This window comes from Bacillus sp. B19-2 (assembly GCF_022832475.1).
GTDB lineage: Bacteria > Bacillota > Bacilli > Bacillales > Bacillaceae > Bacillus > Bacillus paralicheniformis.
Genome location: NZ_JALHKQ010000006.1, coordinates 18,275 through 44,023 on the forward strand (window position 1 = coordinate 18,275; position 25,749 = coordinate 44,023).

At 46.8% G+C, this 25,749-nt stretch carries 24 protein-coding genes, 3 pseudogenes and 1 riboswitch; of the genes and pseudogenes, 17 read left to right on the forward strand and 10 right to left on the reverse strand.

What is annotated here, in order from left to right; all coding sequences use genetic code 11:
* The first annotated feature begins 642 nt into the window (after positions 1–642).
* Both MST20_RS19060 and MST20_RS19065 read left to right on the forward strand, forming a co-directional pair.
* Positions 643–2,364, forward strand: a complete 1,722-nt coding sequence (locus tag MST20_RS19060; RefSeq protein ID WP_165426086.1) for a pyruvate oxidase — start codon at positions 643–645, stop codon at positions 2,362–2,364.
* Positions 2,365–2,514: 150 nt separating this feature from the next.
* Positions 2,515–3,108 (forward strand): annotated as a pseudogene (locus MST20_RS19065) (lytic polysaccharide monooxygenase auxiliary activity family 9 protein); the annotation flags it as partial.
* Positions 3,109–3,227: 119 nt separating this feature from the next.
* On the opposite strand, the gene MST20_RS19070 reads toward MST20_RS19065, so the two are convergent.
* The 5 genes from MST20_RS19070 to aspA all read right to left on the reverse strand — a co-directional run bounded on the left by MST20_RS19070 (position 3,228) and on the right by aspA (position 7,396).
* Complete coding sequence (locus MST20_RS19070; RefSeq protein ID WP_243944227.1) at positions 3,228–3,479, reverse strand: hypothetical protein; 252 nt, start codon at positions 3,477–3,479, stop codon at positions 3,228–3,230.
* Between the two features lie 71 nt (positions 3,480–3,550).
* Positions 3,551–4,102 (reverse strand): GNAT family N-acetyltransferase, encoded by a 552-nt coding sequence (locus tag MST20_RS19075; RefSeq protein WP_243944228.1) that lies wholly within the window; start codon positions 4,100–4,102, stop codon positions 3,551–3,553.
* Between the two features lie 54 nt (positions 4,103–4,156).
* Positions 4,157–5,437 (reverse strand): Nramp family divalent metal transporter, encoded by a 1,281-nt coding sequence (locus MST20_RS19080; RefSeq protein WP_243944229.1) that lies wholly within the window; start codon positions 5,435–5,437, stop codon positions 4,157–4,159.
* Between the two features lie 182 nt (positions 5,438–5,619).
* A complete protein-coding gene (locus tag MST20_RS19085) occupies positions 5,620–5,880 on the reverse strand; it encodes a GlsB/YeaQ/YmgE family stress response membrane protein (protein ID WP_075753944.1) in 261 nt (86 codons plus the stop codon).
* 94 nt (positions 5,881–5,974) lie between these two features.
* Positions 5,975–7,396 carry an aspartate ammonia-lyase gene (gene aspA, locus MST20_RS19090; RefSeq protein WP_243944230.1) on the reverse strand — a complete coding sequence of 474 codons (1,422 nt, stop codon included), beginning with the start codon at positions 7,394–7,396 and terminating at the stop codon, positions 5,975–5,977.
* A 306-nt stretch (positions 7,397–7,702) separates the two neighbouring features.
* Between aspA and MST20_RS19095 the strand changes: the two genes are divergently transcribed.
* Positions 7,703–8,887 (forward strand): macrolide family glycosyltransferase, encoded by a 1,185-nt coding sequence (locus tag MST20_RS19095; protein WP_243944231.1) that lies wholly within the window; start codon positions 7,703–7,705, stop codon positions 8,885–8,887.
* A 25-nt stretch (positions 8,888–8,912) separates the two neighbouring features.
* Here MST20_RS19095 and MST20_RS19100 read toward each other — a convergent pair whose 3' ends face one another.
* Entirely contained in the window at positions 8,913–9,359 is a 447-nt protein-coding gene (locus MST20_RS19100; protein WP_243944232.1) for a DUF2188 domain-containing protein, read from the reverse strand.
* 118 nt (positions 9,360–9,477) lie between these two features.
* On the opposite strand from MST20_RS19100, the gene MST20_RS19105 reads away from it, so the two are divergent.
* Positions 9,478–10,299 (forward strand): EcsC family protein, encoded by an 822-nt coding sequence (locus MST20_RS19105; protein ID WP_243944234.1) that lies wholly within the window; start codon positions 9,478–9,480, stop codon positions 10,297–10,299.
* Positions 10,300–10,342: 43 nt separating this feature from the next.
* Here MST20_RS19105 and MST20_RS19110 read toward each other — a convergent pair whose 3' ends face one another.
* The gene (locus tag MST20_RS19110; protein ID WP_243944235.1) at positions 10,343–11,632 is read right to left on the reverse strand and encodes a Na+/H+ antiporter NhaC family protein; all 1,290 of its coding nucleotides are present in this window, start codon (positions 11,630–11,632) and stop codon (positions 10,343–10,345) included.
* A 128-nt stretch (positions 11,633–11,760) separates the two neighbouring features.
* On the opposite strand from MST20_RS19110, the pseudogene MST20_RS21295 reads away from it, so the two are divergent.
* The 9 genes and pseudogenes from MST20_RS21295 to MST20_RS19150 form a co-directional block, all read left to right on the forward strand.
* A pseudogene (locus MST20_RS21295) lies at positions 11,761–12,090 on the forward strand (cupin domain-containing protein); the annotation flags it as partial.
* A gap of 21 nt (positions 12,091–12,111) precedes the next feature.
* Positions 12,112–12,477 (forward strand): annotated as a pseudogene (locus MST20_RS21300) (YdbC family protein); the annotation flags it as partial.
* Between the two features lie 74 nt (positions 12,478–12,551).
* Positions 12,552–12,992 (forward strand): glucose starvation-inducible protein GsiB, encoded by a 441-nt coding sequence (gene gsiB / locus MST20_RS19120; RefSeq protein WP_106071083.1) that lies wholly within the window; start codon positions 12,552–12,554, stop codon positions 12,990–12,992.
* Positions 12,993–13,213: 221 nt separating this feature from the next.
* Positions 13,214–14,254, forward strand: a complete 1,041-nt coding sequence (locus tag MST20_RS19125) for an AI-2E family transporter (RefSeq protein ID WP_243944239.1) — start codon at positions 13,214–13,216, stop codon at positions 14,252–14,254.
* A 71-nt stretch (positions 14,255–14,325) separates the two neighbouring features.
* Positions 14,326–14,467, forward strand: a riboswitch (cyclic di-AMP (ydaO/yuaA leader).
* A gap of 73 nt (positions 14,468–14,540) precedes the next feature.
* A complete protein-coding gene (locus MST20_RS19130; protein WP_243944241.1) occupies positions 14,541–15,785 on the forward strand; it encodes a dicarboxylate/amino acid:cation symporter in 1,245 nt (414 codons plus the stop codon).
* Between the two features lie 70 nt (positions 15,786–15,855).
* The gene (locus MST20_RS19135; protein WP_243944243.1) at positions 15,856–16,782 is read left to right on the forward strand and encodes an ABC transporter ATP-binding protein; all 927 of its coding nucleotides are present in this window, start codon (positions 15,856–15,858) and stop codon (positions 16,780–16,782) included.
* A complete protein-coding gene (locus MST20_RS19140; RefSeq protein WP_243944245.1) occupies positions 16,775–17,542 on the forward strand; it encodes an ABC transporter permease in 768 nt (255 codons plus the stop codon). Before MST20_RS19135 ends, MST20_RS19140 begins: the two co-directional genes overlap by 8 nt.
* A gap of 121 nt (positions 17,543–17,663) precedes the next feature.
* Entirely contained in the window at positions 17,664–18,002 is a 339-nt protein-coding gene (locus tag MST20_RS19145) for a hypothetical protein (RefSeq protein ID WP_243944247.1), read from the forward strand.
* A 124-nt stretch (positions 18,003–18,126) separates the two neighbouring features.
* On the forward strand, positions 18,127–19,275 hold the full coding sequence (locus MST20_RS19150) for an acyl-CoA dehydrogenase family protein (protein WP_243944249.1): 1,149 nt from the start codon (positions 18,127–18,129) through the stop codon (positions 19,273–19,275).
* Positions 19,276–19,310: 35 nt separating this feature from the next.
* On the opposite strand, the gene fbpB is transcribed toward MST20_RS19150, so the two are convergent.
* The 3 genes from fbpB to MST20_RS19165 form a co-directional block, all read right to left on the reverse strand.
* Positions 19,311–19,466, reverse strand: coding sequence for a Fur-regulated basic protein FbpB (gene fbpB, locus MST20_RS19155; protein WP_003179099.1), 156 nt, complete (start codon positions 19,464–19,466; stop codon positions 19,311–19,313).
* A 2-nt stretch (positions 19,467–19,468) separates the two neighbouring features.
* Positions 19,469–19,627 carry a Fur-regulated basic protein FbpA gene (fbpA, locus tag MST20_RS19160; protein ID WP_023857875.1) on the reverse strand — a complete coding sequence of 53 codons (159 nt, stop codon included), beginning with the start codon at positions 19,625–19,627 and terminating at the stop codon, positions 19,469–19,471.
* 415 nt (positions 19,628–20,042) lie between these two features.
* Positions 20,043–20,363 (reverse strand): thioredoxin family protein, encoded by a 321-nt coding sequence (locus tag MST20_RS19165; RefSeq protein ID WP_003179104.1) that lies wholly within the window; start codon positions 20,361–20,363, stop codon positions 20,043–20,045.
* A 160-nt stretch (positions 20,364–20,523) separates the two neighbouring features.
* Between MST20_RS19165 and MST20_RS19170 the strand changes: the two genes are divergently transcribed.
* From MST20_RS19170 to cshA, 4 genes are all read left to right on the forward strand, one after another.
* Complete coding sequence (locus tag MST20_RS19170; protein ID WP_023857873.1) at positions 20,524–21,609, forward strand: D-alanine--D-alanine ligase; 1,086 nt, start codon at positions 20,524–20,526, stop codon at positions 21,607–21,609.
* A 137-nt stretch (positions 21,610–21,746) separates the two neighbouring features.
* A complete protein-coding gene (locus MST20_RS19175) occupies positions 21,747–23,117 on the forward strand; it encodes a UDP-N-acetylmuramoyl-tripeptide--D-alanyl-D-alanine ligase (protein ID WP_243944251.1) in 1,371 nt (456 codons plus the stop codon).
* Between the two features lie 65 nt (positions 23,118–23,182).
* Complete coding sequence (locus MST20_RS19180) at positions 23,183–23,893, forward strand: alpha/beta hydrolase (protein WP_243944253.1); 711 nt, start codon at positions 23,183–23,185, stop codon at positions 23,891–23,893.
* A gap of 351 nt (positions 23,894–24,244) precedes the next feature.
* Positions 24,245–25,708 carry a degradosome RNA helicase CshA gene (gene cshA, locus MST20_RS19185; RefSeq protein WP_243944255.1) on the forward strand — a complete coding sequence of 488 codons (1,464 nt, stop codon included), beginning with the start codon at positions 24,245–24,247 and terminating at the stop codon, positions 25,706–25,708.
* Positions 25,709–25,749: the final 41 nt, after the last annotated feature.

Here is a 25,749-nt window from a genome sequence, read left to right on the forward strand (position 1 = left end):
TGCCGCATGACAGGCGGAATCACATACGTACGAGCACTCCTAATCCATCAGATCAGGATGTTTGGATAAATAATCCATTCCCCAAATACTATAAATTTTTATAAAAGTATAATCATTGCCCCCACGACCACCCCTGTGTTTGACGAAGGATTTAACTTTCATCGAAGTTATGCAAATTCGGTTTATTTCTGTTAAATTATAACTCTGAACCTAAATTATAACAATTTAAATATTGAAAAAAGTTTCAACACTTGTGTGAATGAACTGCGCCCAATTGCTATAACAGCGCTGCTAACGGATGAAGATCAAATGAAAAGTGTGAGTCCAATACAATTCCGGATTCATGCCGGTCCAACCGCTTCATGACATTTTATTGTCTAACTTTGCGGGGGCATATCAAAATGAGTGGCAGGCTTTTAGGAGATTTGATCATGTGTACATGGAGTGGTGCTTAGGATCGGATGTCGCTGGATTTTCCGGGCACGACTTCAAGTTCAGCAGTGCGGTGGGGAGATCTTTATGCGAGATGAGCACGGCTGGGAACACAACCGCTGTCGTATTTTCCCTCACTTTCGTCAGTATGCCGGATCACGTTTCCCGTCAGCGAAAAAGTGGTATGGAAGAAACAAAGGAGGACGTGATATGGCAAACAAAACCGCAGGAAAAGCAGCTGCAGAACTGCTGAAGGAATGGAATATTGATCATGTTTACGGCATGCCGGGGGACAGCGTCAACGAATTTATCGATGAATTGCGGCATGAAGAAAACAGCCTCCGCTTCATTCAAGTGCGCCATGAAGAAACCGCTGCTCTCGCTGCCGCAGCTGATGCGAAGCTGACAGGCAAAATCGGCGTCTGCCTTTCGATAGCGGGCCCGGGCGCCGTTCATCTTCTGAACGGCTTGTATGACGCGAAAGCTGACGGGGCGCCTGTGCTGGCGATTACAGGGCAGGTGTCTTCGAATGAAATCGGAAGAGATTACTTTCAGGAGATCGGTCTTGAACGAATGTTTGAGGATGTGGCTGTCTTTAATCAGCAGGTTCATTCGGCCGAAGCCCTGCCTGACCTTTTAAATCAGGCGATCCGTACCGCCTACAGCCAAAAAGGGGTCGCCGTACTGAGCGTATCCGATGATCTGTTTGCGGAAAAGATTAAGCGGAAGCCGGTTTATACGTCTGCGCTTTATATCGAAGGCGATCTTCAACCGAAGCAAAGCCAGCTGATGCAATGCGCACAATTGATTAATCATGCGAAAAAGCCGGTGATTTTAGCGGGAAAAGGAATGAAATCGGCAAGAGATGAGCTGCTCGAATTTGCCGATAAAGCGGCCGCCCCGATCATCGTTACGCTCCCCGGGAAAGGAGTCGTACCCGATCGGCACCCGCACATGCTCGGGAACCTCGGACACATCGGCACAAAACCCGCATATGAAGCGATGGAGGAAAGCGATCTGTTGATCATGCTGGGGACTTCTTTTCCATACCGCGATTATCTGCCGGAAGATGCGCCGGCTATTCAGCTTGATAACAACCCGGCGAAAATCGGCAAACGGTATCCTGTCACCGCCGGCCTTGTCTGCGATGCGAAAAAAGGGCTTTTGGAACTGACGAAAACCATTGAACGGAAATCGAACCGCGCATTTTTGGAAAGCTGTATACAACATATGAGGAAGTGGCGCTATGAAATTGAAAAAGACGAACAGGTGGCGACAGCACCGCTTAAGCCTCAGCAGGTGATTGCAAGGCTTGAGGACGCAGTCGCCGATGATGCGGTCCTGTCCGTTGACGTCGGAAATGTGACGGTTTGGACGGCGCGCCATTTTAATATGACCAATCAGGATTTTCTGATTTCAAGCTGGCTTGGCACGATGGGATGCGGTCTTCCAGGCGCGATTTCGGCAAAGCTTTCCAATCCGGAGCGTCAAGCTGTAGCCGTGTGCGGAGACGGCGGCTTCAGCATGTCCATGCACGATTTTCCGACTGCTGTCAAATATGACCTGCCGATTGTTGTCGTGATTTTAAATAATCAGAACTTGGGAATGATTCAATATGAACAGCAGGAAAAAGGGCATGTAAATTATGCGACGGCGCTCGAAAACGTCGATTATGCCAAGTTTGCCGAGGCCTGCGGCGGGAAGGGCTTCAGCGTGACAAAGCACGAAGAGCTCATACCGGCTTTGAAAAATGCCTTTCAATCACAAAAACCGTCGATTATCGATGTGGCAATAGCGGATGAACCGCCGCTTCCGGGAAAAATATCCTATACGCAAGCTGTAAACTACAGCAAATATATGATCAAAAAACTGGTTGAGAAAAAAGAGCTCGACTTGCCGCCGCTGAAAAAAAGTTTGAAAAGGATTTTTTAGTATGATGCCAAGGGAGATCGTCCCTTGGCTTTATCATGTTCAGATGTTAAAATTTGATGGATAGTATTGGAATGTCCGCGTTTTTTCTTTTTGCATCAAAACCCGTCTCAACACGATAAAAAGAGAGGGGATTGAAACGTGGATTATGTTATGAAAAGTACCTTCAGTACAGCTTTCATACTAGCAGCCGGATTGCTGTTGATGTCAATCGTTCCTCAGCAAGCCTTCGCTCATGGTTTTGTCGAAAAACCGGGGAGCAGAGCGGCTCTGTGCAGTGAGGCTTACGGACTTCTCAATCTGAACTGCGGAAGCGTGATGTATGAGCCACAAAGCCTGGAAGCGAAAAAAGGGTTTCCCCATGACGGCCCGGCAGACGGACAAATAGCATCCGCGGGCGGACTGTTCGGCGGGATTCTTGATCAACAGTCGGAAAATCGCTGGTTTAAACATATTATGACCGGCGGGGAACACACCTTTACCTGGACATATACCGCCCCCCACAACACCAGCCAATGGCACTACTATATCACCAAAAAAGGCTGGGATCCTGACAAACCGCTTAAGCGTGCAGATTTCGAACGGATTGGAACCGTGCCGCATGATGGTTCCCCTGCATCTCGCCATTTATCTCACCAAATTTACATTCCAGAAGACCGCTCCGGGTATCATGTCATATTGGCCGTTTGGGATGTAGCTGATACTGAAAACGCTTTCTATCAGGTGATCGACGTTGATTTAGTGAACAAATAAAGCCCAGTCGTCTGAAAATCGGTTTGTGAATCAGCGGGTTTTGGTGCAAACAGAGAAAATAAGTGATCAAAAACCCCGGCTTTCCCAAAACATGCCGGGGTTTTTGAGATTCGTTATTTCTTTTTCTTCATTGCGGCAGCCATGAACGGCAGCAGGGTGCCGAACAGCATTGTACCGCCGAAGAAATTCCCGAGATAAGGCTGTCCGATCAGGTAACAGACGGCAAATACAGCCGCAGCAAGACCGATCATGATATAGCCTGGATAAAACCTTTTTTTAAAGCTTGTCCGTTGGGTCACCCGAAAAAATATCAGCCCGATGACGAGCGGGACAATCCATAAGTAAAACAGTATAAATACTCTCATGATCAAAACTCCATATTTTTTTATCTATCATAACAGATTGCAGTGTGAAATGCGTGTGACAAATCCCGGACTCATTTGCTGCGGGCGAGGTATTCCTCCTTCAGGAGCCCGTATACGAAATGGTCGGCGAAGTGATCGTGGAGCCACTCGCATTGTCTGAGGCAGCCTTCTTTCGTGAAGCCGAGCCTTTCCGGAATCGCCTGGCTTTTTACGTTTTGAACAGCGGCTCTGATTTCAACTCGGTTTAAATCGTATTCGTTGAAAAGCGTGTCGATCAGCGCCCGGCAGGCATCAGTCATCATCCCTTTTCCTTGAAAAGGCTCCCCCAGCCAATAGCCAATCGAAGTCGTACGGTTGATCCAATTAATATAATGGAGCCCGATGATTCCGGCAAAATGGCCTTGATGCCATATTCCCGCCTGAAACCCGTTGTTCGCAGCGGCCTGTTTCATGCTTTCTTCAATAAAAGCTTCGGTATCCTCCAGCTGCTTTGTGCCGTCCACCCAAAACAGCCATTTCCGCAACACATCTTTAGACTGCTGGATCTGCATATAAACGGCTTTGGCATCTTTTGGTTCGAGCATTTTCAAATAAAGATCATCACGCACCATTAATTTAAACATCCAGAATCCCCCTTTTCTTCAGTATAATATAAAAAAGCCGACCGAGGCCGGCTTTTAACCAGAAAATGTATCGTAAATCAAGAAAATATTAAGGGCGACGATTAAGGCGGCGATTAGCCATGAGACGGCTGTTATCCACTTCGCATTTTTCAGGCTCCCCATAATGCGTTTATTGCTCGTAAATAAGATAAGCGGGATAAGGGCAAAGGCGATGCCGAATGACAGGACGACCTGACTCAAGACAAGAGCGGTTGTCGGATTCACCCCTGAAGCAATAATAGCGATAGGCGGCAAAATCGTAATGAACCGTCTTAAATAAAGCGGAATCCTGAAATTAATGAAGCCTTGCATGATAATATCTCCTGAAAGCGTTCCGACAGACGAACTCGATAAACCGGCGATTAACAGGCCGACGCCGAACAGTACCGCGGAAAGCGGACTGACCATGCTGCTGAAGTGGCTGAAGGCCACATCAAGGTCTTCGACAAAAATGCCGTTCTTATAAAACAGTGCAGCGGCGACGATCAGCATGCTCGCATTGATTGCTCCGGCAATCAGCATGGCGATCAAAATGTCGATGAACTCAAACCGGAATATCTTTTTCTTTTCCGCTTCCGTTTTTCCGACCACTCTTCGCTGTGTGAGAGCGGAATGAAGATAGATGGCATGCGGCATCACGGTCGCTCCCAAGATTCCCGCCGCCAGCAGGATGCTGTCTGCACCATCGAAGCGGGGAATAAACATGCCCTCCAAAACCGAACCGATATCAGGTTTTGCAAAAAAGGTTTGAAAGGCAAAAGCGATCACGACGATGAACAGCATTCCTGTTATCGCTGCTTCAAGCGGCCTGACGCCGCGCCTTTGCAGTTCCAAAATCGCGAAAGATCCGGCGGCTGCAATAATCGATGCTTCAAGCATCGGTATACCGAACAGCAAGTAGAGACCGAGAGCAGCTCCGATAAATTCGGCCAAGTCGGTCGCGATCACGACAAGCTCTCCCTGAATCCACAAGCCGATGGAGACCGGTTTAGGGAATTCTTCCCGGGCGACTTCGGGCAGATTTTTACCCGTTGCAATTCCGAGCTTGGCAGACAGCGACTGAATCAGCAAAGCCATAATATTTGAAAAAAGAATCACCCATAAAAGCAAGTAGCCGTATTTCGAACCAGCCGCGATATTGGTGGCGAAATTGCCGGGATCAATATAAGCTATAGCCGCGATAAACGCCGGACCCAAAAAAGGGAGCAGCCTTTTGAAGCCTTTGCTTTTTCCGTCCAGTGCATCTTGAGCTTCTTTTGATATTTGCGAGTGTTTGGACAAATCGTGACTGACCATTTGATTCACCTAGATTCTCAGTTGTTTTTCCTTGTACATAAAAGTTTCCTTAGTGCAAATTTATATGATCATCATATGCCCGCGATGATCAATTGTCAACCATAAGATGCTATAGTATATGCGCGAACGGTTTCGCCCAAACAAAAAAACCAGCACCGCTTTCGGGCGATGCTGGCCGGATATTAGGCCTGAGAACCCATTCTTCCGCGGAAGATCAGGTTTAAAATGAAGACGAGAATTGCGGCTCCGATAATCGCCGGAAAGATGGCGAATCCCGCAATATCAGGCCCCCACGTTCCGAACAGTCCATGGCCGATCCAAGCTCCGACAAAGCCGACAACCATGGAGCCGATCCATCCGCCGGGAGCGCCGCTGCCTCCGATTGCACCTCCGATCAAACCAATGACAATCGCAACAATTAAAGAAACGAGAAATCCTAACATTGTCTTTCCACCTCTTTCAATTGATTTATATTAAATGTTTAGCCCGTCTCGGGCGTCTATAAACGCTTGAAAGCATATTGAGAAAGACGGATGGCTAATCCTCGAGAAGCGAAGCGCCTGCGATGCCAGGGTGTGTCATTTCATACGGATCGAGAATGAGATCCAATTCTTCCTCTGTCAAAACATCGTGGAGCAAACACAGCTCGCGCACGGATTGTCCTGTGGCAATCGCTTCTTTCGCAATTCGTGCGGCAGCTTCATAGCCGAGGTGCGGATTAACGGCCGTAATCGTTCCTACGCTTTTTTCGACGAATTCTTTCAGCCTGATCTCATTCGCTTCAATCCCGGTGATGCAGTAATCGGTAAATACGCGAAATCCGTTGTTCATGATTTTAATCGACTGAAGCAAATTAAAGACGAGGACGGGCTCCATCACGTTTAACTCAAGCTGCCCCGCCTCTGATGCAAGGCAGATGGTATGATCGTTGCCGATCACTTGAAATGCGATCTGGTTCATCAGCTCAGGCATCACCGGATTTACTTTGCCGGGCATGATGGAGGAGCCGGGCTGGCGGGGCGGCAGCCGGATCTCGGCAAGTCCCGCCCTCGGGCCTGACGCCATTAAACGCAAATCGTTGGCAATCTTGGACATGTTCATCATGCCAACTTTCAAAGCAGCCGATACTTCTGTGTAGGCATCCGTGTTTTGTGTGGCATCGACAAGATGGTCTGCGCCTGTCAGCTGATAGCCGCTGATATCTGACAGGTGTGCGACAACGCTTTGAATATATCTCGGATCGGCGTTTAAACCTGTGCCGACTGCGGTGGCTCCCATATTGACTTCATAGAGATGATGCTGCGACTGCTTGATCCGCTGAATATCGCGTTCGATCACCCGGGAATAGGCTTCGAATTCCTGGCCGAGCCTGATCGGAACAGCATCCTGAAGATGGGTGCGGCCCATTTTAATAACGGAATCGAACTCCTCCGCTTTTTTGCGGAAGGCATCCAGCATATGCTCCATCGTCGATATGAGCTGTCTTAAGTGATTCAATGTGGCCAGATGAATGGCTGTCGGAAACACATCATTTGTAGATTGGGCCATATTGACATGCGTGTTCGGGCTTAAATGGAAGTAATCACCTTTTTCTTTTCCTAAAAGCTCCAAACCTCTGTTTGCGATCACTTCATTTGTATTCATATTCATTGAAGTGCCGGCGCCGCCTTGAATGGGGTCGACAATAAAATGATCGTGCCAGAGCCCTTCCGCTATTTCGCCGGCCGCTTTTACAATGACTTCGCCGAGCTCTTTATATAAACGTTTAATATCCATATTGGCGAGAGCAGCCGCTTTTTTGACCATTGCCAAAGCTTTAATCAGCTCTTCATCAATCCGATAGCCTGTAATCGGAAAGTTCTCCACGGCCCTCATGGTTTGTACGCCGTAATAGGCGTCAGCCGGAACTTCCTTTTCGCCTAGAAAATCCTTTTCGATCCTGGTTGCTTTCGTATCCATGGCAAAACCTCCGTAGGTTGTTTCTTATGATGTATTGTGCCTCGATCGGCCGTGTTTTAATTTGCTTTTAAAAAAAGGAAAATCGTCTTCCGATTTGGGCTGTCAAGTAATAAAGAGCCTGTTTTCTCTAATGATATACGCTCATTTGCATGGCAAAAAAATTTAAAGGAAAGATATGCAGAAACAGACAAATGGTCATATAGTTATGTTTATGTATTATTAACTTAATTAAATTTCTTTACTTCATTTGTCTTTTTGTAGTAAATTTCCTTATATAAATTTTCGTATGAGAAAGGAAGATCTGTGATGGGACATGTACTGATGATCAATTTCCCGGGGGAGGGGCACATCAATCCTTCTCTTGGCGTCACAAAGGAGCTGCAAAGACGAGGAGAAAGCATCGTATATTATGCAGTTGAGGAATACGCTGAAAAAATTAAAAAAACAGGCGCGGAAGTCCGTTTATACCCGGATTTCAGAGAGGCTTTATCACCAGGGAAGGAAAAAGAAAAGAGGGACTTTGCCGAGTTGGTTTACAATATGTCGGGTAAAGTCGATGAGATCGTTCAGCTCATCTACCGGGAAGTCAGGAGCGAGTCTTATGATTATGTAATATATGACCATCACTTTTTGGCGGGGAAAATCATTGCTGAAATACTTGGGCTGCCGAGCGTTTCGTTATGTACGACATTTGCAATGGACGAGACGTTTGCAAAAACGTTTACCCTGCAAGGCGACCTTGAAAGCTCGCCGTATTTTGAAAAATTGAAGCAATCCCTCGGCGAATTAAGTGAGCGGTATCCCGTCAGCCTCGATAAGCCGTTTGACGTGTTCTCCTGTCCGGGGGATATTACGATTGTCTTTACCTCCAGGGAGTTTCAGCCTCATGCCGAACGATTTGGCAATGACTATTTGTTTGTCGGGCCGTCAATTACGAGCAGGCAGGACCCAGGCAGCTTTCCGTTCGCTGAGCTGGAGGGGGAAACCGTCATCGTGATCTCGATGGGCACAATCTTTAATCAGCAAAAAGAACTGTATCATATGTGTATCGAAGCGCTGAAAGACTTTGACGGCAAGGTGGTTATGGCTGTCGGGAAATCAACGGACCCCGCGGATCTCGGCACCATACCGGATCATTTTATCGTGAGGCCGTATATCCCGCAATTGGAGGTTTTGAAAAAAGCCGATGCATTTGTCACCCACGGCGGCATGAACAGTACAAATGAAGGCCTGTACTTTGATACGCCGCTCATCGTCATCCCGATGGGTGCAGACCAGTTTTTCGTCGCAGGTCAGGTGGAACGTACAGGCGCCGGGATCAAGCTGGATAAAAATGAACTTTCTCCGGCTGTTTTACAAAAAACGATTGACGAGATGCTTAAAAACCGCTCCTATAAAGACGGCGCCGCCAATATCGGCCGCTCGCTCCGCGATGCCGGCGGCTATCAAAAAGCAGCTGATGCTGTATTGGAGTTGGCGGGGAAAAAGTAAGACGCTCCAAAAACGGAGCGCCTCGCTAATTCATCCTGATCTTCCGCTGCACACTGCCGTCTTTTTTATGGACGATGACGGCGGTGCCTTTGTTTTCGGCGATTTCTTTCGCCCGTTCGACGGCTTCTGCTTTTGTATCCTTTACTTCGCTGGCCCGCTTAGCGTCTTCGGCTTTGACTGCCCAGCCTTTTTTGTGTTTAATGACATGCTCGCACTTTTCCGCAAGCTCCGGCCTGCTGCTCGAACCGCTGTCACCGCGTTCCGTTTCATCGGCTTCCTCCGCATAGGATTTGAGTTCGCTTTTGCTTCTGTTATCCGCCCATTCCTTCGCCTGACTCGTCGCAATCGGAATCGCCCTGCTTTCGTCGTATCCTTCGTCTACCATCGCATTCGCAATTTCAATGGCTTTCTTTTTTACCGGTTTGTCCAAATGTTTCAATGAAGCGGGATAGTCTTCCATTGACCATGGCATTTGATCATTCCTCCTTTTACGTAAGGGTTTACCCGCCAGCTGCCGATCAAAAAACACGGATTCATAAAGTGAATCATTGTATACTATAAAAAAACACGATTGAGAGGGCGAACCTTCTGTGCGCTACGATAAAACAGATTTGGAAAACGAACTGAAAAAAATTGAAAAATGGGAAAAAGAACAGCAGAAAGCGTGGTTTTGGGAAAGGATCGGCCGGCTGCCGTTTAAAGTTCTGGACAAGCTTACGCCGGCATTCATTCAAGATAAAATCGGTCTCTTGCTCGACGAAATCGGCGGCTTTATTCAAAACGGAGGCCAATATTTGACGTCCGAAAAGCATTTGATCCGCCAGTTTCAAAAAAAGCTGCCGGATGAAACAATCGAAACGGTCGAAGATATTCAAAGGGCTCCTTTGGAAGTGATGGATCAAATGTGTGAAAACCTCGGGAAAAACAGGGCGAATACCGCGGCTGTCCAAGGAGCGACAACCGGTGTGGGCGGCTTGTTCACGCTTGCCGTCGATATTCCCGCAATCCTCGGCCTTTCATTGAAGACATTGCAGGACATCGCGGTGTCTTACGGCTACGATCCTAAAGAAAAAACGGAGCGGATGTTCATTATTAAATGCCTGCAGCTCAGCGCTGCTGATATTGTCGGGAAAAGAGCGATCATTCAGGAACTCAGCCGCTACCATCTACAGTCTCGCTCCCGGGAAAATATGATTTCGCAAATTCAAGGCTGGCGGGAGGTTGTTTATACATACCGCGATTCTTTCGGATGGAAAAAGCTGTTTCAAATGGTGCCTGTCGCAGGCATCCTCTTTGGCGCAATCTCAAATCGTTCAATGGTGAACGGCGTTGCCGAAACAGGGATGATGATGTATAAAAAGCGGAGGATCATGGACAGGCTTGCGGAGCTGGACACCGCAGAAACAGAGTGATAAAAGGCTGCCGTCTGATAACGGCAGCCTTTCTCATGTGGCGTTACGCTTTTTCCGTAAAGCGAGGCAGTCTGAACATAATCGCGCATATGCCGCAAACGCCGATCAAAATCGGATAAAAAGAATAAGGAAGAATGCTGACAGGCGATATTTTCGCGATTTGTGCAGCTGACAGCATTTGCGCGCCGTAAGGAATCAATCCTTGAACAACACAGGAAAAGATATCGAGGATGCTCGCCGATTTCCGGTTGTCGATTCCGTACCGGTCGGATAAATCTTTTGCCAGCGGCCCCGCTGTAATGATGGCAATCGTATTGTTGGCCGTCGCCAGGTTTGCCGCGCTGACAAGGCCGGCAATGCCCGCTTCCGCTCCTTTTTTTGAACGGATTCTCCGCGATACAAATTGAAGGAGAAATGCGATCCCGCCGTTTCGCTTCATCATTTCAGCCATTCCGCCAATCAGAAGCGATAAAATGATCAGTTCGGACATCCCGCCGATGCCTTCGGTGATCGCTGTTAAATACGTATGAAGCGTCAGGCTTCCGTCGGAAATTCCGATCACCCCGGCTAACACGATCCCGCCGAAAATAACGGCCATAACATTAAACCCGAGAAGGGCGAATATCAGAACCCCGAGATACGGCAGCACCTTCACCCAGCTGTAAGTCCCGGCTTGTGCGCCGGGATGGCCTCCGGCTGAAAACACCATCAGCAGGATGACTGTCGCAACCGCGGCTGGCAGAACGATCAGGAAATTCGTTTTAAACTTGTCCGACATTTTCGTCTTTTGTGTGCGGACAGCGGCAATGGTCGTATCGGAAATAAATGATAAGTTATCACCGAACATCGCGCCCCCTACAACCGCAGCAACCGAATAGGCCGCAGGAACGCCGATCTCAGCGCTGATCCCCGCAGCGATCGGAGCGAGCGCAGCAATCGTTCCGGTTGACGTGCCCATCGACACAGAGATAAACGCAGCGATGATAAATAAACCGGCAACCATAAACTGCCCCGGTACAAACGAAAGCGCGAGATTAACGGTTGATTCGACGGCCCCCATCGCCTTTGCGGCAGATGAAAACGCGCCGGCCAAAATAAAGATCATCACCATGATCATAATATCGGGGTGTCCGGCGCCTTTCGCAAACCACTCCGTCTTTTGGCTGAGCTTCTCCTTGCGATTCATCGCCAGTGAGACAACCGATGCCGCAAGCGCCGCGGCCACGATTGGCAGGCTGTAAAAGTCGCCTGTGATCAAGCCTGATCCAACGAATAAACAAACAAATAAAAACAGCGGCAAAAGCCCTGAAGCTTTTCCGTTTTGATTTTGCATGATGTACACCTCTTCTATAGGTTCAAACCGTTTTTTCACCAATATCCAACACTTTAAAAGGCGCACGCTCAAAAGTCAAATGGTAAAATAAGTTCGGGAGAAAATCAAATCAAAAGTGGGGGAAGCTGATGGATCGCAAAACGAATCTTCTTGAATTGACAAAGAAAGTCACAGAAAAGCACGCCAATTTTTCCGTTTCGGAAGTGAACGACCATTGTATGCGAATTGCTGTTTTGGAGGGCGAATACGTATGGCATTTCCATCCCGGCTCAGATGAGCTGTTTATTGTTTTGGAAGGAGAGCTGTTGATCGATTTTCAGGACCGTCCTACAGAAGTTCTGAAAGCGAACGATTCCCTGCTGATTCCGAAAGGTGTCATTCACCGGACGCGCGCTCATGTAAGGTCGGTTAACCTTTGTATAGAAAAAACGAATGCGGAAACCGTCGCTTTCGCGGAAGGGAATGTGCTGAAGCTGATACGGTGCAAATCAGCCGAACAGCAGCTTCAAGCGTTCAGCGAGGCGCAGGCCAAATGGGCCCCGCTGCAATACGTCAGCGGATTCATCAGGCAGTGGGGCGGATGGATGGAAACAGAAGACGGGCCGGAAGCCGTCGTCCTCGTGCTTTGGAAATCGAAGCGAGATTATTTGAACTTTATGGCGGAACATCATGATGCTATATATGAAAGAACAAATCAGAAAGGCACGTTCGAATCCATCAACATTACGCTGTTTGAAGAGCCTGCCGAGATATCTAAGACGCTGCAGAACAATGCGCCGGCTCCGGTACCGGAATGGGCGATAAAGGGCAGCGGACAATCGCATGATTCCCGGACTCTTTCGTGAATGTGCTATTAGTGTTTACTCTTTTTGAAATGTGGAATGTAAAAACCATAACACTTCAAAAGGAGGAATCGAAAATGGCAAACAATAATGACAACAACAAAATGAGCAGGGAAGAAGCAGGCAGAAAAGGCGGAGAAAAAACAAGCCAAAACCATGATAAAGAATTCTACCAAGAGATCGGTCAAAAAGGCGGAGAAGCGACAAGCCAAAATCATGACAAAGAGTTCTACCAGGAAATCGGCGAAAAAGGCGGGGAAGCCACAAGCCGTAATCATGACAAAGAATTCTACCAGGAAATCGGCGAAAAAGGCGGAGAAGCCACAAGCCGTAATCATGACAAAGAATTCTACCAGGAAATCGGTGAAAAGGGCGGAGAAGCCACAAGCAAAAACCATGACAAAGAATTCTACAAGGAGATCGGTCAAAAAGGCGGAGAAGCGACAAGCCGTAACCATGACAAGGAATTCTATCAAGAAAACGGTGAAAAAGGCGGACGCCAAAGAAGAAGCGGTTAATGAGCGGTGAAGAGAGGGGCTGAACATCAGCCCCTCTCTTTTTATGGAAGATGCTACCGCTGCCGCGCGAACGTCCATATTAAAATATTATTAATTATTGATCTTCTGAAGAGATTTCCGGTCTGTTTTGTTATATAATTTACAGATGATGCATCAAATTGTAATTATAAAAGTTTGAATGCTAAAAGTTAAGGACTAAAGTACTGGTGGGAGTGTACCGAATGGCAGCGTTGATTAAATTTTTTCAGCATCCTGGGGTCAGGCGTTTTTCAGTTTTTGTTGTATTGGCGGGAGTTTTATATCTGTTCCGCAGCATGATGAATCTCATATTGCTCACATTTATCTTTACGTTTTTGATGAACCGTCTGGAAAATGTGATCCGCGGTTTTTTAAACCGCTTTATTAAAGTCAGCCAGAGACTGATTATTTCCTGTTTGTATGCGGCTCTTGCCATCGCGCTTTCGATCGGCGGTGTGGTCTATTACCCCGTGATCGTCACCCAGATTCAGCAGCTGATCAAACAAGGAAAGTATATCGCTTCTCACCCTGACAGCATTCCTTTTCTCGATATGATCACCGGTATGTTCGGCGATATCAATTTGACATCCTATTTGGAAAAAGGTCTTAACTTTATCTATACATATATCACGGATATTAGCGCGTTTGGCCTGCAGGTGGTTATGTCATTGGTTCTCAGCATGTTCTTATTGATCGAAAAAGACAAGGTCTTGAGCTTAATGGATAAATTTAAGACGAGCAAAATAGCTATTTTCTACGAGGAAATTGCTTACTTTGGGAAAAAATTCACGAGAACGTTCGGAAAGGTGCTTGAGGCTCAGTTTATTATCGCCACCATCAATTGCGCACTGACGACCATTGCCCTCGCGATTATGGGTTTTCCTCAGCTTTTCGGCCTTGCCGTCATGGTGTTTTTCCTCGGGCTGGTTCCGGTCGCAGGCGTTGTGCTCTCCCTTATTCCGTTAAGTATTATCGCCTACAGCATCGGCGGAATCGCTTATATCGTATCACTGGTATTGGTCATCATGATCGTCCATGCGATAGAGGCCTATTTCCTCAATCCGAAATTGATGTCCGCCAAGACGGAACTGCCGATTTTCTTCACGTTTATCGTGCTGATTTTTTCTGAACATTTTATTGGGATTTGGGGTTTAATTATCGGTATTCCAATATTTGTTTTCCTGCTTGATATACTTGATGTTACAAATCAGGAGAAAAACCGAACAGCTGGCACCCGAAAATAGCATATATTTGTAAATCGGAAAATTTGGTTTACATATTTCGAATTTTCAGGTATAACTGTTATATAACGAAATAGCGCCACACGTTTAATCCTTTAGTAGGAGTGGGGGACCCGATCATTTGGGGTGAATTTTTCTGTTCCCGTGCGAACTGAAAGACGGACATCTCTTCGTCCGAACCCGTCAGCTAACCTCATCAACGTGAAGAGAGTCATGTGGACCAATTTTAATGGTAAAAGCCCATGGGAGATCTCTCATGGGCTTTTTTTGGAAAGGGGAGATATGTTATATGAAGTTAGCAACAAAAATTATTATCGCTCTATTACTCGGTGCAGCCGTCGGTATTATACTGAACGTCACTTCACCGGATTTATTCAGCAAGCTTAATACATTTTTATTCGGGCCGCTCGGCACGATCTTCCTTAACTTAATTAAAATGCTCGTTGTACCGATTGTTTTCTTTTCTCTGACTTTAGGGGTGGCAGGACTTGGAGATCCAAAGAAACTGGGCAGAATCGGTGCCAAAACGATTTCTTTCTTTTTAGTAACAACTGCAATTGCCATTATGATCGGACTTGTTTTAGCGTTGGTCATCAAACCGGGAACCATCGGAACATATGATACAAGCGCTGCGGAATATTCAGCACAGAAAGCGCCAAGCATTGCCGAAACGCTTTTGAACATCATTCCGACAAACCCGGTTCAGGCAATGGCTGAAGGTAATATGCTGCAAATCATTGCTTTCTCCATTTTGGTCGGTCTCGGAATTACGATGCTCGGCAAAAAAGCGGACGCTCTTCTCAAAGTGGTTGAACAAGGTAACGATCTAATGATGTATCTCGTCAATCTCGTCATGAAGTTCGCACCGTACGGTACGTTCGGCTTGATTGCCGGGGCGATCGGAAGCCAAGGCTGGGACGCCATTAAAGCAATGGGACTTTATATGATCGTCGTCATTCTGGCGCTGTTCATCCACACCATCGTCACATACGGCTCAGCGATTGCATTTCTGGCAAAGCGGAACCCGCTCACATTCTTTAAAGATTTTTCAGAGGTTATGCTTGTCGCTTTCAGTACGTCCAGCAGCAACGCGACGCTTCCGGTTTCGATGGATGTCGCTCAAAGAAAGCTGAAAGTTCCAGAGCCGATCTCAAGTTTTGTTCAGCCGCTCGGAGCTACGATCAACATGGACGGAACGGCGATTATGCAAGGGGTAGCAACAGTCTTTATCGCTCAGGTGTACGGTTATGACCTGACATTCACACAGCTTTTGACGGTCGTTCTCACGGCAGTGCTTGCCAGCATCGGAACAGCGGGTGTCCCGGGTGTCGGACTGATTCTGCTCGCCATGGTTCTTCAAACAGTTGGCCTTCCAGTCGAGGGAATTGCACTAATATTGGGAATTGACCGACTTCTGGACATGATTCGTACGGCTGTCAATACAACAGGCGATGCAGCATGTGCAGTCATCGTCACCGAAACGGAAAAGAAACACGGCAAAATTGAAGCCCCTCATAGTGAAGTGTCCGTGTAACTCAAAAATGATATAATCAAACAGTGCCTTTTCGGGCACTGTTTATTTTTTTGGGAAAGAGGAGGGGGCTATGACAAAGCAGCCTGTTTTACATATAGAAAATGTTGATAAAATCATAGACGGCAAAACGATATTAAAGGATATCCGCTTAACGGCGGATGAAGGGGAGATCATCGGCCTGCTTGGTCCGAACGGGTCGGGAAAAACGACCCTCATCAAATTGATCACCGGCTTAATGAAAATGAAAAGCGGATCAATTGTCATAAACGGCTTTCCGATTGACCGCCAATTTGAAAAAGCGATCCGGTCCGTCGGAGCCATCGTTGAAAATCCTGAATTTTATCCGTATCTGACAGGCTATGAAAATCTGAAACATTATGCAAATATGCACGCTGGAATCGGGCGGGAAAGACTGGCGGAAGTGATCAGCAGGGTCGGTCTTGAAGATGCCGCAGAAGACAAGGTCAAAACGTACTCGCTCGGAATGAAACAGCGCCTCGGTATCGCTCAGGCGATTCTTCACCGGCCGAAGCTGTTGATTTTGGACGAGCCGACGAACGGATTGGACCCGGCGGGAATGAAAGATTTCCGCGAACATCTGCGTGAACTCGCCGAAGAAGAAGGAACGGCGATCCTGTTTGCGACCCACTTGCTGAAGGAAGTGGAAGATTTGTGCGATCGGGTCGTCATCCTTCAACAAGGAAAAATCAAATCAACCGTCGACCTCAATGATGCAGATGAAAAGCAGGAAAAGGCGATGCTGGAGGTACAGCCTCATGACAAAGCGCTTCAGTGGCTGAAAGACCAGGGATACGAAGCTCACGCCGAAAAAGGCCTGCTTACCGTAAAGGTGGCGAAAACGCAAATTCCTGCTTTAAATCAACAGCTTGTCGCCAATCATATTGACGTCTATTCGATTGCTCCGTTTAAGCAGTCTCTTGAGGATGAATATATGGCGCGGACGAATGGAACGGAAGAGAGGAATGCTGATGTTTAAACTGATTCAAAACGAGCATGTTAAATTGCTGAAGCGAAAAGTAACTTTTGTATCGCTGGCGCTGATCGCAGTCTTTCAATTTCTCCTCGCGCTCATAACGAAAAGAATCCTGATGAGCGCCGGGACAGAGGATCATTTTATCGGCTATTTTTCATTCACCCCAAACCTGAATATCCTCTTGCAGGGGCTTTCGATTGTGGTGGCGGCTTCAATTATATCCTTTGAATATGATAAAAAGACGATCAAATTTTTGCTGATCCGCCCTGTCAGACGAGAAAAAATTCTTGTTTCAAAATACGTGACGAGCGTGCTCGCAAGCATTTGGCTTTTTATCATTTACTACGGATTTTCTTTATTATTCGGTCTGCTCTTTTTCGGCGTGAAGCTCGACGAAAAAGCGGAGCCGCTCTTTATCAATACGGTGACAATGATCGGGACGCAGTGGTTTGAAGTATGGATGATGGTTTCCTTTGCGTTTTTATGCTCTGCATTGTTTAAAAGCAGCGCGCTCAGCATCATGGTGTCGATTGTCGTGCTGTACGGCGCCAAAATGCTTGTGACGATTATGTCGTATTTGGAAAAACCGCTCGGTAAATTTTTACTGTTCGCCAATACCGATTTAACGCAATACGCCGGAGAGACCAAGCCGCTTTTTGCCGGGATGACGCCTTTGTTTTCGCTCTTCATCGTCTTTCTCCATCTCGTGTTTTTTCTCGGAGCGGCGTGGTGGGCCTTTTGTAAACGCGATATGAAAGTATAAAATAATTTGTCTAAAGTGTGACAAAAGGAATGACATTTTTGTGAAATATGTCGTAATTACCGTGTGAATTTCCTATTCTCAATTATAATTTTAGGATAAGGGAATGGGGGATGAGACATCCATGAAAAAATTTATTACGGCATTGCCAATTGTATTGCTGTTGTCATTTTCATTTGTTTCTTTTGCCTTTAATTTCGATCATCTTGTCTATTTTAGACTTGCGCTCGGACTCTTTTCGCTCGCAGGTTTGTTTCTGTTATATAAATTGAAAAACGGCATCCGCTTCTTTATGGCGTATCTTTATGGAAGCTGGGTCGTGCTGGCCGGAATCGCCGCATATGAAGAACCGCTTTTTTCCGATTTCTTCTTCGGCGGCCTCACGATCACGATGGGCTACTTAACCTACATGCTGATTTATCTCGGTATGAAGGTTGACCGTCGCGGCGGTCAAGCCGTTTAATCCAAAGCGCACCTCGCTGAAGGTGCGCTTTTTTGTTTTGCCATGGCTATCATTTGCACAACGAGCCGGGAACGAACTATAATACTTATTAAATCTATCGGAATTTGGTCAGGAGGATGCCGGTGTGTGTTCAATATTTGTGAAAACGGAAAGGCAGCAGGAATGGCTCGGTAAAATCGGGAAACTGGCGGATGAATTTGAGAAAACAGCAGCGTACTATGACGAACATGCCGAATTTCCCGCAGAACATATTCAAAAGCTGCGGGATTCAGGCTACACAGCGCTGACGGTCGGAAAAGATTACGGGGGAGAAGGCATTTCGGTCTACGATATGCTTTTGTTTCAGGAACGGCTTGCCAAAGGAGACGGACCGACGGCTCTCAGCATCGGCTGGCACTTAAGCGTAATGGGCGAACTGGCGGAAGGAAACAGCTGGGACCGGCATGTGTTTTCATCGATTTCACATGAAGCATTAAAGGGCGCGCTGATCAACAGAGCTGCAAGTGAAGCGCAGACGGGAAGCCCGACAAGAGGAGGACGCCCCGGAACCCATGCAGTCAAAAAGAATGGCGGCTGGATTGTAAACGGACGTAAAACATTTACAACGATGTCTCCGGTTCTCGACTACTTTCTTGTCACCGCTTGGATTGAAGAGAAGCAAACGATCGGCGTTTTCTTGATCCATAAAGATGCGGAAGGCTTGGCGATAGAAGAAACGTGGGATATGGCGGCGATGAGGGGGACGGGAAGCCACGATTTGGTGCTGACCGATGTCCGTCTCGACGAATCCATGCTTGTCGAGCTGTTGGCAAGTAAAAGAACGGATAAAGTCAACGGCTGGCTGCTTCATATACCGGCTGTTTATCTAGGTATCGCGCAAGCAGCGAGAGATTATGCCGTCCAATTTGCAAAAGACTATCAGCCGAACAGTTTAAAATTTCCGATTAAAGAAGTGCCTGCTGTTCAGCGCCATATCGGCGAAATCGATTTGGAACTCATGAAAGCCCGCCACTTTATGTATCATGTCGCAGAGATTTATGATGACCCGGAGCGCCGCGCCTTTTTGACAGGTGAGCTCGGAGCGGTTAAGCATACGGTAACGAATACGGCTATTGCTGTCGTAGACAGGGCGATGAGAGTCGTCGGAGCGAAGAGCCTGGCGAGAACGAACCCGCTCCAAAGATTCTATCGCGATGTCCGGGCGGGCCTCCACAATCCGCCGATGGATGATGCGACAATCGGCAAGCTTGCTGGCATTGCATTCAGTGAATAGTAAAAAGAAGCCGTTCAAAATGAGCGGCTTCTTTTTTAAGTTTGTTTTGCTTTAGAAATGGCCAAAAGGCGGTTCTCGTGTCTGCGGTCGATCTTGTCATAAATGACTTCCATTTCTTTCGGGTTCTTGGCGATTTCTTTCTTATATTCTTCGACAAGCTGATGAAAGGTTTTAATCTTCCGTTTTGACATGATTATCCGCCTTTCTTGTTGGATTGGTATTCGCTTTCAAGTTCGCTTAAAGACAATTCGTAAAGATGGCGCTCTTCTTTTTTATATATGCCAAGCTGGATAAGCCGCTGAATGAGTTGTTTCTTTCTCATTTCCACCGCTTTCTTTAATTGAGGAGCCATGTGATCACCTCGTCAACCATTAGTGATATTGATAATCATTATCAATTAAGGGTATTATACTAAATAGTATTACAGAATGTAAAGAGACATCCTTAAAATCATATTGAACAAAATTGAAAAATATGAATTATTATCCAAAAAGTATATAAAAAAAAGAAGCCGACAAGGGCTTCACAACTAGAAAAAATAATTGCAAAATAGGAACAAAAAACATTCTACCTGAATATAAAAAACGAATCAAGAACTTTTTGCGAAATTTCGACATTTTCGTTTCCCGGGAAATACTCGTGTCGAATTATTAATGAAAGCTCATTCTTTTATGAAACAAATATTGCTGCTGTCCCGTCTTGTATAAAAAGGACATGGGTACTCCCATGCCCGGCGGTTCAGACAAAAAATCAGGACTTTGAACGAATTAGCTAATATGTTCAGCCAGGAACTCGTTCACTTCTTCAGGCGTTTTGGCATTTGCGCTGTGAAGGTGACCCGTTTTTTCACCGTTTTTGAAAATCAACAGGCTTGGAATACCCATGACCTGATACTTATCGGCAAGTTCAGGAAGATCGTCTTTATTCAGCTCATACCAGTCATTTTCCTGATAAGCCTCAAGAATGTCTCCGATGAACATGTTCATGCGTGTGCAGTCCGGGCACCAGTCAGCGTAAAATTTGACGATGATTTCTTTATCGGATTGGATCAGTTCATTAAATTGTGCTTCTGTTGTGATTTTTTTCAATTGCAACCTCTCCTTTTCAATGCCATTTTAATATAAAATGAAAAGGATTTACATACAAATGCTTTTTATATGCTGTTTTTAGACCGTATTAAAATAATTAGATCATTTTCCCGGGAAAGTGATAAGATAGTAAAGATGAATCCAGTGGGGGGAGTACGAATTGAAGACAAGATTAGGATTGGTATACGGCGGAAAATCAGCGGAGCATAACGTTTCTCTGCAAACCGCGCTGGCCGTCACGAAAGCATTAGATACTGAAAAATTTGATATACACCCGATTTATATAACAGAAAAAGGCGAGTGGGTGAGAGGGCCGCAACTGACAGAACCGGTTTCAAATGTGAAAATGCTTCAGTTTGAACAGACGGGCCAGACATTTTCTCCGGCATTGCTAAACCGCGATATGTTTCCGGGAGAAGCTGATGTAAAAGAAGACTCGATTGATGTTGTTTTCCCGCTTTTGCACGGACCGAATGGGGAAGACGGCACCATTCAAGGCATGCTTGAACTATTGAATGTGCCATATGTGGGCAACGGAGTCTTAGCTTCCTCTGCGGGTATGGATAAAGTGGTCATGAAGCATCTGTTTGCACAGGCAGGCCTTGACCAGGCGAAATACGTTTCATTTGTGAAAAAAACCTGGAGTCACTCCAAAGAAGAAAGCTATGATCAAGTGGAAGCTGAGCTTGGTTATCCGTGCTTCGTAAAACCGGCTAACCTTGGATCAAGCGTCGGGATCAGCAAATGCAGAAACCGTGAAGAGCTTGACCAAGCCTTTGAGCTTGCATTTCAATATGACCGGAAAATTGTCGTTGAAGAGGGCGTCATCGGACGCGAAATAGAACTCGGCGTTCTGGGGAATGATGAACCTGTCTGCTCAGTCGCGGGGGAAATCGCTCCGAAGAAAGATTTTTATGACTATAAAGCAAAATACGAAGACGGCGACACTGATTTGATTATTCCGGCTTCCCTGACAGAGGACGAATACGAAACAATGCGCAGCATGGCGGTCAAAGCGTTTCAGGCGATTGACGGCTCAGGCCTTGTGAGAGCGGACTTTTTCCTTACAAACGAAGGCAGGGTCCTGATCAATGAAGTCAATACGATGCCGGGATTCACACCGTTCAGCATGTTCCCGCTTCTCTGGAAGCAATCAGGGGTTGAGTATGCTGAACTGATTGAAAAACTTGTCGCTTTGGCAATCGATCGGCACGAAGAAAAACAGCAGATCAAACATACATTTTAACGGGACGGAGCGGACCGAATCCGGAGAGCTTTCATGGAGAAAGGCGCGGAAGCGGTTCGCCCTTATATACAGCTGCAGACACTATCCTTATTTGTGGTAGTGTCTCTTTTCCTTGCTGGAGAAAGAGAGGGACATACATGATAACGAGAACGGTAAAAGAAATTGCTGAAATGTCGGAAGGCGTTTTGACGAATGAAGCTTTTGAAGGGCGTCTCGTCAAAGGCGTCTCAACCGATTCGAGAAAACTGGCGAAAGACCAACTGTTTATTCCGCTTGCAGGCGAGCGGTTCAACGGACACGTTTTTGCAGAGCAGGCTTTTCAGGAAGGCGTCGCGGCCGTGCTCTGGAACCGGAGCGAACCGAATCCTCCGGAAGGGAAGCCGGTTATTTTAGTTGACGATACGTTGGAAGCGCTGCAGAAGCTTGCGAAGGCATACAGGCATCAGCTCGACGTGAAAATCGTCGGTGTGACCGGCTCAAATGGAAAAACGACGACAAAAGACATGATTCATGCTGTGTTGGGCACCGAATATAAAGTGCATAAGACAGAAGGAAACTACAATAATCACATCGGCCTGCCCCTGACGATTCTGGCGATGCCAGAAGATACGGAAATCGCCATTTTGGAGATGGGGATGAGCGCCAAAGGAGAAATCGATTTTCTGACTCGTCTGGCGCGTCCTGATATCGCAGTCATCACAAACATTGGCGAATCGCACCTCCTTGAACTCGGATCAAGAGAAGGAATTGCAGAGGCAAAGCTCGAAATTGTCAATGGGCTTTCAAAAGAAGGCACACTCATTTATGTCGGAGATGAACCGCTGCTCGCCGAAAGGCTGAACCAGCCGCCTTACGAGACAAAAACGTTTGGAGAGGATCCGGCTTTCGACTATCAGCTTGAGGATATGACACAGACGGAAGAGGGCACGGCATTCCGTGTCAGAGGGATCGAAAACCGGTTCTTCATCCCGGTCCTCGGAAAGCATAATGTCAAAAACGCTTTAGCTGCGATTGCGGCCGGAGACCTTCTAAATGTCAGCCGGGCTCACATTGCGGAAGGGCTGACGAAACTGAAAGTGACCGGAATGCGGCTTGAGCTTGTGAAGACGCCGGACGGCGTTGCGATCATTAATGACGCCTATAATGCAAGTCCGACATCGATGAAAGCGGCGATCGAGCTTGTCGAACAGATGAAGGGATACGGTAAGAAAATGCTCGTCCTCGGCGATATGCTGGAGCTCGGCGAAGGAGAAAAAGTGTTTCATGAAGAAATCGGGCAGGCAGTCAATCCGGACTCGATCGACTTTTTATTTACGTACGGAGATCTCGGTGCATATATTGCAAAAGGGGCGCTTAAACATTTTCCGGAACACCGCGTCCTTCATTTCAACCCGGAAAACAAAGACGATTTGAAAAAGACATTGAAAGAAAAAGCGAATACAGGGGATCTGATCCTCGTCAAAGCGTCCAGAGGCATGCGTCTTGAGGATGTTATAAAAGATTTGTAAGGGAACATTGAATCATAAAGTCGTTTTTTATGTGATCATCAGTAAAAGAAAACGGGTGAATGGTCATGATAGGATGTTTATGCATTCACGGATTTACCGGAGCACCGTATGAATTGGAACCGCTGGCTTCTCATTTAAAACAAACGGCCGATTGGCAAGTCGAAATGATCACGCTGCCCGGGCACGGGGAGATGCCGGTTTTAAAAGGCGTCTGTTTTCAGGAATGGATCGCTTGCGCGGAAGTGGAGCTCGTCCGCTTGTTGAAAACGTGTGATACGGTATTTTTAATCGGATTTTCAATGGGCGGGATGATTGCCGCCTATTTAGCCGGAAAATATCCGGTCAGCCGCCTTGTCCTATTGAGTGCGGCCGCCCAGTACATCAGCCCGGGACAGCTGATCCAGGATTTGAAGAATGTGATCAAAGATTCTCTGCAAGGCAAGCTTGAGGATAATCTGCTTTACAAAAGGTATAAACAAAAGCTGACAAGCACACCGGTGTCTTCAGCATTTCAGTTCCGCAAGCTCGTCAAGATGACAAAGCCTGCTTTGAAAAACCTCCAGATCCCTGTGCTTATTGTTCAGGGGGAGTGTGATTCAATCGTGCCGCTGTCAAGCGCGTATTACTTGTATGAAACCATACCTTCCGAAGAGAAAGAGCTGTGCCTCTTGCCGCAATCCAAGCACCATGTCTGCCTTGAAGAAAACTCCGTTCCCCTATTTCAAACCGTTGAGGCGTTTCTCAAAAAAACGCAGACTGAATTCATAAAAAAATAAATAATTGAACGGCAATCTGCAAAAAATAATCTGGGATGCTGGCAGGGAAAAAATGAGCGTATGCTGTCGAAAGCCGCACAAGCCTGTGTTACAATGTGTAAAAGACGCCTCCGGGCGGGCTTTATATTTCGATGACGGACGGCTTCGCCCGAGGTCCATAGGAGACTGCCGAACCGGCAAGAGAGCACACTGCTCATTCTCATCTTGTTGAAAAACGTATAACGGAATGGTAATATAACATGTAAAGTAATTCGGGCTTTGCATAAGTATGGACCTGTCCTTTGCACAAAGGGCAGTTTTTATTGATAAAACACGATTACTGAAACAGTAAGCAGAAGGAGTTTGAATACATTGACAATAACGTTTCAAGATTTTCAATTAAGTTCTGATCTCACAAAAGCGATCAAGCGTATGGGATTTGAAGAGGCAACACCGATTCAGGCACAAACGATTCCGCTCGGCCTTGCAAATAAAGATGTGATCGGACAAGCGCAAACGGGAACAGGAAAAACGGCTGCATTTGGCATCCCCCTTGTTGAGAAAGTCGACCCCGAGTCTCCTAACATTCAAGCCATTGTTATCGCACCTACTCGTGAACTAGCCATTCAAGTTTCTGAAGAGCTATATAAAATTGGACAGGATAAACGCGCTCGTGTGCTGCCGATTTACGGTGGACAGGATATCGGACGCCAGATTCGCGCGCTGAAGAAAAATCCTCATATTATCGTCGGAACACCTGGCCGTTTGCTTGACCATATCAACCGCCGCACAATGCGTCTTCAAACAGTGAACACTGTTGTGCTTGATGAAGCGGATGAAATGCTGAACATGGGATTCATCGAAGATATCGAATCCATCCTTTCCAATGTGCCTGCTGAGCACCAGACATTGCTGTTTTCTGCAACAATGCCTGCTCCGATTAAACGGATTGCAGAACGTTTCATGACCAACCCGGAGCACGTGAAAGTGAAAGCGAAAGAAATGACAGTATCAAACATTCAGCAGTTCTACCTTGAAGTACATGAACGCAAAAAGTTTGATACGCTGACACGTCTTCTTGACATCCAGTCTCCGGAACTGGCGATTGTATTCGGCCGGACAAAGCGCCGCGTCGATGAGCTGACAGAAGCGCTTAATCTGCGCGGCTATACAGCTGAAGGAATCCACGGCGATTTGACTCAAGCGAAGCGGATGGTGGCACTCCGGAAATTTAAGCAAGGCGCAATTGAAGTGCTCGTTGCGACAGACGTTGCGGCGCGCGGCCTTGATATTTCAGGGGTAACGCACGTCTACAACTTCGATGTGCCGCAAGACCCTGAAAGCTATGTTCACCGCATCGGAAGAACGGGCCGCGCAGGCAAAACAGGAATGGCGATGACCTTCATTACACCGCGCGAAAAAGATATGCTGCGCGCCATCGAGCAGACGACAAAACGCAAAATGGACCGCATGAAAGCACCGACTCTAGATGAGGCCATTGAAGGACAGCAGCAGGTGACGGTTGACCGCCTCCGGACGATCATTGAGGAAAATAACCTGAACTTCTATATGACGGCTGCAGCGGAATTATTGGAAGACCATGATTCTGTGACAGTTGTTGCGGCTGCCATTAAAATGATGACTAAAGAGCCGGACAATACGCCTGTCCGTTTGACGGAAGAGGCTCCGCTCAGATCGAAGCGAAACAAAAATCACCACCACCGTTCCTCAAAACGCAGAGACGGCGGCGGTTACAGAGGAAAGAACAATCGTTCATCCTATGATAAAAAGCGTTCTTCGAATGACAGACGCCAAAAAAAATCATATAATTCATAAGCAAAAGGCGGATCCTTTTTTACGGATTCGCCTTTTTTTAA

Excerpts from the sequence above, each read along its gene's own strand:
- MST20_RS19060 (WP_165426086.1), top strand. The coding sequence starts at position 643 with ATGGCAAACAAAACCGCAGGAAAAGCAGCTGCAGAACTGCTGAAGGAA.
- MST20_RS19070 (WP_243944227.1), bottom strand. The coding sequence starts at position 3,479 with ATGAGAGTATTTATACTGTTTTACTTATGGATTGTCCCGCTCGTCATC.
- MST20_RS19075 (WP_243944228.1), bottom strand. The coding sequence starts at position 4,102 with ATGTTTAAATTAATGGTGCGTGATGATCTTTATTTGAAAATGCTCGAA.
- MST20_RS19080 (WP_243944229.1), bottom strand. The coding sequence starts at position 5,437 with ATGGTCAGTCACGATTTGTCCAAACACTCGCAAATATCAAAAGAAGCT.
- MST20_RS19085 (WP_075753944.1), bottom strand. The coding sequence starts at position 5,880 with ATGTTAGGATTTCTCGTTTCTTTAATTGTTGCGATTGTCATTGGTTTG.
- aspA (WP_243944230.1), bottom strand. The coding sequence starts at position 7,396 with ATGGATACGAAAGCAACCAGGATCGAAAAGGATTTTCTAGGCGAAAAG.
- MST20_RS19095 (WP_243944231.1), top strand. The coding sequence starts at position 7,703 with ATGGGACATGTACTGATGATCAATTTCCCGGGGGAGGGGCACATCAAT.
- MST20_RS19100 (WP_243944232.1), bottom strand. The coding sequence starts at position 9,359 with ATGCCATGGTCAATGGAAGACTATCCCGCTTCATTGAAACATTTGGAC.
- MST20_RS19110 (WP_243944235.1), bottom strand. The coding sequence starts at position 11,632 with ATGCAAAATCAAAACGGAAAAGCTTCAGGGCTTTTGCCGCTGTTTTTA.
- gsiB (WP_106071083.1), top strand. The coding sequence starts at position 12,552 with ATGGCAAACAATAATGACAACAACAAAATGAGCAGGGAAGAAGCAGGC.
- MST20_RS19125 (WP_243944239.1), top strand. The coding sequence starts at position 13,214 with ATGGCAGCGTTGATTAAATTTTTTCAGCATCCTGGGGTCAGGCGTTTT.
- MST20_RS19130 (WP_243944241.1), top strand. The coding sequence starts at position 14,541 with ATGAAGTTAGCAACAAAAATTATTATCGCTCTATTACTCGGTGCAGCC.
- MST20_RS19135 (WP_243944243.1), top strand. The coding sequence starts at position 15,856 with ATGACAAAGCAGCCTGTTTTACATATAGAAAATGTTGATAAAATCATA.
- MST20_RS19140 (WP_243944245.1), top strand. The coding sequence starts at position 16,775 with ATGTTTAAACTGATTCAAAACGAGCATGTTAAATTGCTGAAGCGAAAA.
- MST20_RS19145 (WP_243944247.1), top strand. The coding sequence starts at position 17,664 with ATGAAAAAATTTATTACGGCATTGCCAATTGTATTGCTGTTGTCATTT.
- fbpB (WP_003179099.1), bottom strand. The coding sequence starts at position 19,466 with ATGTCAAAACGGAAGATTAAAACCTTTCATCAGCTTGTCGAAGAATAT.
- fbpA (WP_023857875.1), bottom strand. The coding sequence starts at position 19,627 with ATGGCTCCTCAATTAAAGAAAGCGGTGGAAATGAGAAAGAAACAACTC.
- MST20_RS19175 (WP_243944251.1), top strand. The coding sequence starts at position 21,747 with ATGATAACGAGAACGGTAAAAGAAATTGCTGAAATGTCGGAAGGCGTT.
- MST20_RS19180 (WP_243944253.1), top strand. The coding sequence starts at position 23,183 with ATGATAGGATGTTTATGCATTCACGGATTTACCGGAGCACCGTATGAA.